General features: G+C 39.1%; 6 protein-coding genes. All 6 read left to right on the top strand.

The genetic code is table 11. From position 1 onward, the window contains the following. A partial coding sequence (locus CXF78_RS09180; protein WP_145991401.1) for a response regulator occupies positions 1 to 1,108 on the top strand: 1,108 nt, incomplete at its 5' end. 102 nt (positions 1,109 to 1,210) lie between these two features. After that, entirely contained in the window at positions 1,211 to 3,544 is a 2,334-nt protein-coding gene (locus CXF78_RS09185; protein WP_102036593.1) for an ATP-binding protein, read from the top strand. A 197-nt stretch (positions 3,545 to 3,741) separates the two neighbouring features. Next, entirely contained in the window at positions 3,742 to 4,551 is an 810-nt protein-coding gene (locus CXF78_RS09190) for a putative bifunctional diguanylate cyclase/phosphodiesterase (RefSeq protein ID WP_257984875.1), read from the top strand. Positions 4,552 to 4,828: 277 nt separating this feature from the next. Next, positions 4,829 to 5,197 (top strand): Hpt domain-containing protein, encoded by a 369-nt coding sequence (locus CXF78_RS09195; RefSeq protein ID WP_102036594.1) that lies wholly within the window; start codon positions 4,829 to 4,831, stop codon positions 5,195 to 5,197. Between the two features lie 12 nt (positions 5,198 to 5,209). Then, positions 5,210 to 6,661, top strand: a complete 1,452-nt coding sequence (locus tag CXF78_RS09200) for a sigma-54-dependent transcriptional regulator (RefSeq protein ID WP_102036595.1) — start codon at positions 5,210 to 5,212, stop codon at positions 6,659 to 6,661. Positions 6,662 to 6,932: 271 nt separating this feature from the next. Continuing rightward, positions 6,933 to 7,543, top strand: a 611-nt coding sequence (locus CXF78_RS09205; protein WP_180957098.1) for a pilus assembly protein N-terminal domain-containing protein, incomplete at its 3' end; no start/stop codon positions are given.

Genomic DNA, 7,543 nt, shown 5'->3' on the forward strand with positions numbered 1-7,543 from the left:
GGGGATCGGTATTGAAGCAGATAAAATTGAACAAATGTTTGAAGCGTTTATGCAATCAGACACTTCATCAACTCGTGTTTATGGTGGTAGTGGCTTAGGGTTAGCCATTTGTCGACAAATTTGTGAAGCGATGAGCGGCGATATACGTGTTGAGTCTAGCATTGATGTTGGCAGTCGTTTTATTGTTGAAATACCGCTAATTGTTGAGCCTAAAATTTGTGATTCAACCGCCAAGATTATTAATAATAATAAATATTCCCATTGTTGGGTTGTCGGTCAAAATAACAGCTTAAATCCAGCCGTTTACAATATGTTGCAGCATTACAGTCTCACTTATAGTGCGTTTAATAGCCCGACTGATTTACCCCAACAGCTGGCAGATAATGTCGATATTATTGTGTTAACAGAACCAAATCAATTGCAGTCTTGTCGTGATTATTTGCAAGCCATCAATAACATTAAATCAACCAAAGTGTGTTTTCTTTCTATAGACTTACTCGGCCAAGAGAGTAGTTTTGTGTATAACAATCAAAACGAAATTCAGCTTAATGGCCCATTTAAATTATCACATTTGAGTTGGGCATTAGAGTTATTAGACGATCCTTTAGTTAATCTAGAATTAACTCATTCATGTGAGAGTGGATTTCCACCATCGCTGGCACTGCAATTTACTGATAAGCATGTATTAATCGTCGAAGATAACATCAACAATCAGGCTGTGTTAAGTCAATTACTCGCTCAAGTGGGGTGTGAAGTTCATTGTGCTGAAAATGGCCAAGCAGCATTGGATTACTTAGCTGAACACAAAACCGACTTAATCCTTATGGATATTCAAATGCCTGTTATGGATGGCATTACCGCGACAGAAAAGATTCGTTCTGGTCGAGAAATATTCAGTCAAACACCGATTATTGCCGTTACGGCTAACGCTATTCATGGTGATAAAAAGCGTTTTATTCAAGCAGGAATGAATGATTACTTAGCAAAACCGATCAATCGAGACAGCTTGTATGAGTTACTCCAACGCTATTTGAATTCAACCAATACTGTTAAGCATAGTAAGTTAGGTAAACTCCAATATACTTTAGATCAATTAAATGGCTTATAACGGTTGCCTCAATGATTTGTGCATACAAATCAACTCTATATAGCGATAGCACTGATAGTAATATAGAGTGGTATTGATGTTTGATAATTCTAGGGACCTAATATGGATAAACCACAACCGACAATTGATGAAGCAAACAGGCTTAAGGCATTACTTGAGTTGAATTTGCTGGACACGTCTCCAGAAGAGCAGTTTGATCACATGACTCGTTTTGTCCAAGCCTACTTCAATGTGTCAATTTGTTTGGTCAGTTTGGTTGATAAAAATAGACAATGGTTCAAATCCAAACAAGGTTTAGAAGCTTGCGAAACAGGTAGAGCGGAGTCCTTTTGTGGCCATGCCATTCATTCCAGTGATGTATTTGTTGTTGAAGATACCCTAGAAGACCAACGCTTTGCTGATAATCCCTTAGTTTTAGATGGCCCTAAAATTCGTTTTTATGCAGGATTTCCGTTACAAACTGCAGGTGGTCATCGTATTGGCACCTTGTGCATTATCGACACCAAACCAAGACAATTTAGTTATAGCGACAAACAGCATCTGCAAGATTTTGGCAAAGTAATTGAAGGCCTGATCCGCCAACGTAGTGCAGAAATAGCAACCGACAAACAAAGCTCATTTACTCAAAGATTAATCAGCTTACTCACGAAACCATCGCCACTATGGACCCGCAGAACAGTTGCTTTTTCAATCAGTTTGATTGTACTGGCATCCAGCATGTTTCTCGCGATACAAACAGACAATCAACATGTAATTACGCAAGCTGATATTATTGAAAATTTAACTCCCGACGAGTCAACTAACGATGCTTGGTGGCATTATACGCTATACATTTTTGCTGGTGGCTGTCTGGCCACATTGATGTATTTTTTGCTTCGATTACCGGCTAACTTACGTAAAATGTTGCATATTCTATCGGTTAATCAAGTGAGGAATGAAAGACGTTTTCGTGATGCGATTGAAGCACTAGCTGATGGATTTATCATTTTTGATAATGAGCAAAAAGTGGCGGTGTATAATCAAAATTTTATTTCGCTTTATCCTGAACTGGCCGATATTGTTCACGAAGGCATTAGTTATCAAGAGTTACGAAAAAACTCTACAGTACGCAGTTTAGTTAAACAACCTGATTTTCTAGATGTAGATGACCTACGTAAACAGCAACCCGAGCGGATAATAGAGTTCAATGATGGCCGTTGGATTAAAATGGTTGAACGACCAATGCGAGATGGCGGAATTGTCGGGTTCCATACCGATATAACTGAGTTGAAACGCAAAGAACTACAACTGATTGAAGCGCGCCAAAAAGCAGAAACGGCTAACGAAGTTAAATCAAAATTTTTAGCCAATGTCAGTCACGAAGTCAGAACCCCATTAAATGGTATTATTGGCCTTTTGGATGTATTGGTTGAGGATGAAGAGCTTAATTCGCAGCAACAATTTTATTTAACCACAATGCAAGATTCATCTAATAGCCTACTGCAAATATTGAACGACATTTTAGATGTCAGCAAAATGGAAGCAGGTAAGTTAACCTTAGTCTCTGAACCCTTTAATTTAACGACGACACTGCAATCTGCCTGCAGCTTAATGAATACCAATGCTGAGGCGAGTGGTTTATCGCTTAGTTTATCATTACCTGAACAAGAGTTAAGTTTGCTCGGTGATCCAGGCCGCATACGCCAACTCGTGCTGAATTTATTATCAAATGCGATCAAATTCACCAAAGTGGGAAGTATAAACTTAACCGCGACATACGATGTGGTCTCAGATACTCAAGTGAACGTGACGATTACCATTACCGACACAGGGATTGGTATTCCTGAAACAATGTTGAATCACATCTTAGAACCCTTTACTCAAGTCGATAATAGCGCAATAAAACACAGCTCAGGTACTGGGTTAGGCCTAGCAATCAGTAATAATTTAGTTAAGTTAATGCAAGGTACATTAACGATAAACAGCCAAGAACAAAGCGGTACCGAAATTATTATTGGTATACCGTTTACCCTGGCTAAACCAGCTGAATATAACTCTGCAACATTAATTAGCAATCTCAATCTTCGCGATAGAAATGTCAAAATATTGCTAGCCGATGATGACAAGACTAATCAACTAGTGATGCAAGCGATGTGCGATAAACTGCAATGTAATATTGATATTGTTAATGATGGCATAGAGGCCGTTGAAGCGGCTAAAAAGCTAAAATACGACGTTATTTTAATGGATATATATATGCCAAGAATGGATGGCATTACCGCATCTACACTCATTCGAGCAGACTCTTTATGCCAAACAACGCCAATCATTGCTTTTACTGCCAATGCTATGGAAGGGGATAAAAAACGCTTTATGGATGCCGGTATGGACGATTATGTTTCAAAACCCATCAACAAAGTTCACTTCTTACAAACCCTGTCTAAATTCTTACGGTAGTCATCTGTTTGCTTTGTAATTTGAATTGCATTTTGCAAACAGAATGGCAAGTTGCTACCTAAAAAAACTTAATCAATTTTACTGCAATTATTACATTATTTATCAGTGCCTTACCGGATGATTATTAATTATTTTATTGGCTCGACTCTTGCTGTCTATTAATTACCACATAGGAATTAATCGTTTTGGAGTCAGACATGTATCCCCAAAAACAAACCGTGATAAATGAAGATGCAAGTAACTCAAATTGGAATGACCTTACCGACGTTATCGATGAGGCATTAAAGCAACATTGTTTCAGCATGGTGTATCAACCGCTTATTTCAGTGCAAACAGGTAGAATCGTCGGCTTTGAATCCTTGGTTCGATGTGACTCGCCAACATTTGGGGTTATTTCACCATGTGACTTTATTCCATGTGCTGAGCAAAGTGGACAAATCTTAGAGTTAGGAAGTTGGATATTTCAACAAGCATTGCTGGATTTAAAGCGCATGCGTAACCAGGGCATGCAAAACATTTGTTTATCATTGAATGTATCCCCAGTTCAGTTACTGCATACTAATGTTTATGAACAACTCATGTCTCTTATTGTTGAACTCCAAATCCCACCGTCTGCAGTTAAATTAGAATTAACCGAAACCGCGCTAATTCACGACCCGCAAACCATTTGTAAAGTGTTTAATGCCTTCAAACAAGAAGACGTACAAGTGTGGCTAGACGATTTTGGTACTGGGTTCGCCTCATTGAGTTTATTGCGCAAATTCAATATTGATGGATTAAAAATAGACCGAAGTTTTGTCAGTGGCATTGCAGACAATAATGAAGATTTTACTTTATGCAGCGCAGTTATCGCCATGGCGCAACGACTTGGATTACATATTGTCGCTGAAGGAGTCGAGACAGAAAGCCAGCTGCAAATTTTAAGTCAGCTTGGGTGCGATGTCGTCCAAGGCTACTTATTGGGTAAACCACAAACATTAGAAAAAACCCTCAGCCTATGGAGTTAACACATTTTGCAACAGCTTATAACTCAAACCATTCTATTAATACCGAAGCCACATATTGATTTGCAAAATGCGAGTCAATATGCGACTTTATATTAGTGAGTAATTGTTTATAAAGTAATGCAAATTAAATATCTGAATAATAACGGTTAAACTGCCACCTTTATCTTGGCGTGACTCTTGCGTTTATCCTATAAGACAAGCTAAAACACAACCTTTAGTGTTTTTTGCTCGCAATACTTTTAGCGCATTTGTTGTATAAACCAACATGAGGTGAATAATGTCAGAGCCCACAGCAATAACAGCATATCCAATCATGCAGCGAAGTACGTTAGACAATTTATTGTCCGATTTAGGTTTTGAAACTTATCAACATTTGCTTAATTTATTTGAACAAGAATTAATTCAATTGCATTTAAATCTGCAAACAGCTGTTGAACAACAACAATACCAAGATATTAATGACGTGACGCATATCCTGAAGAACACTGCGGCATTATATGGAGCAGAACGTTTATCGAAAAGTGCCTGTCTGGTATATCAAATTGAAATCGGGCAAGCGTTTATCCCACAAACCCAGCAGTTAATGGCTATTTTGGTTGAAACGCTCAGCGTATTTAACGTGCATATTCACTCGTTAGTCGAGTAGGGAAGGTCGGTAATGAATATAGACAATAAACCGCTCGTATACGTAGTTGAAGATAGTCTTTCTAGTGGAGCCTTATATTGCAGTCAATTGAAAAAGGCCGGTTTTGATACGCAACATTTTGTCGATGGTTATTCTGCACTCGTGGCGATTAAAGAAAAAATGCCTGCTGTATTGGTTCAAGATGTTTGTTTACCCGACATCAGTGGCTTAGAAGTATTGAAATACGTTAATAATCAAGACACCTCTGCCAAAGTGATCATTATCACGTCAAACAGTTCAATTGATGTTGCCGTTGATGCAATGCGTTTAGGTGGTTACGACTTTATTGAAAAACCGTTTACTTCAGAACGTCTAACCACATCAGTAGGTAATGCTGTTAAGCAACAACATCAAGACATAAAAACCATTGCTGTAGAGCCAGAAGCAACCTCGCTCGAGCGAATGAATTTTATTGGTGAATCATTATCAATGCATACCGTGTTTCGCTTATTAGAAAGTGCCGCACGCAGTAAAGCCAGTGTGTTTGTAACTGGTGAAAGCGGTACAGGTAAAGAGGTGTGTGCCCTTGGTTTACATCAGGCCAGTGCACGCGAGCAAGGTCCTTTTATTGCCATCAACTGTGCGGCTATTCCTGCAGAGCTATTTGAGTCAGAGTTTTTTGGCCATGTTAAAGGCGCATTTAGTGGGGCATTAACGGATCGTAAAGGTGCTGTCGAAGTTGCCAATGGCGGTACGCTATTTTTAGATGAAATTTGTGAAATGCAATTAAATTTGCAAGCAAAATTACTGCGTTTTTTACAAACGGGTACATTTTGCAAGGTGGGCAGTAACGATCTGCAACAAAGTGATGTCCGCATTGTTTGTGCAACGAACCGTAATCCAGCTGAAGAAGTCGGTGAAGGGCGTTTTCGTGAAGATCTGTACTATCGACTCAATGTTATCCCTGTTATGTTGCCGCCATTACGTGAGCGTGGCGATGATATTTTATTGCTAGCAAATCATATTTTGCAGTCTAAAACGGCTGAGAATAACAAACAGTTTACCGACTTTAGTGCTGACGTTAAGCATACCTTTATGCAATACGATTGGCCTGGTAATATTCGTGAACTGCAAAATGTCATCGAAAATATAGTGGTGATCTATGATGGTCAGACAGTTCAGCCGAACATGTTACCAAGCAATTTTGGTCATTCAATCGTCAGCCATTCAAACAGCCATCCTGTAAATAACCATGGTATTCAGCCGAATCAAACAACCACTAATACTACGGCTAAATCATCCACCCATACCATTGCTAGCCAACAACCATCACCGCATAATATTGTTCAGCTTTGGATTGTAGAGAAAAATGCTATTGAAGCGGCTATAGGACAATGCGACGGTAATATTCCACTTGCAGCAGCTTATTTAGGCATTAGCGCATCAACTATTTATCGCAAAATGAAAAGCTGGACCGAAAGTTAGTTATTACTTTCTGAATAGATAAAAGTTACCTTAATTGGTAACTTTTTTTTGCAATTTGAAAAGCACTTCAAATTGTTAGGCTCATCCCCCTAAGTGCGTTGCAAAATGCGAATCGATTTGAGAGTAATGTAAATCAGAACATATAGTAACGAGAAACAACCATCTAACCTACTGTTTTTATACAACTAATATATTATTAATTTTGTGGCCAGCTTCCTGCATTAATCATTGTACTGTCTGAAATGACGCGATAAATGTTAAGGGGTGAACCATGAAACAATCTCTCTGTGTAACGTCAATCTGTTTGTTGCTAGTGAGCATGTCAGTATTTGCTGGCACTAAAGGGCTAGATTTTATTGAAACAGCAGATGGCCGCCAGTCCAGTATGATCCGAGAAATGGTCCAGTGGACTCATTCACGTTTGGTGTTTAAAAAAAGCATTTCACGCGTAGCCATTGGCCAAGATGCCATTATGCAAGTTGAAGTACTCGATAAAAATGAAGTACTAGCACTGGCAAAAAAAGTGGGCCGTACCAGCCTTATTGTTTGGTATACCGACGACACCTCGGAAACGTTTCTATTCAGTGTCACAGAAGACTTGAGTGTGTTAAGACAAGCGCTAAGTGATATTCATCCTAAAATTCGCCTAACATTAGCACCCGATCGAGCAGCTCTGGTACTTAGGGGCCGAGTGCCAACGGTAAAATATAAATTAGCCGCTGAAACTGCCGCTCGTCATTACTTAGATGCAGGTAAAAACCGTATCAGCGATAACAATAGCTTAGTCATGAAATCACCTACCGATTTTTTGGCCGATTTAAGCCCTAATATTCGTCTGCCGTCACAACAACTGCGTCAGTCTAATAGGGGGAAAGTAGGTCA

Origin of the sequence: Shewanella sp. 11B5 (assembly GCF_002836795.1) — a bacterium.
In the GTDB taxonomy this organism is placed as follows: domain Bacteria; phylum Pseudomonadota; class Gammaproteobacteria; order Enterobacterales; family Shewanellaceae; genus Shewanella; species Shewanella frigidimarina.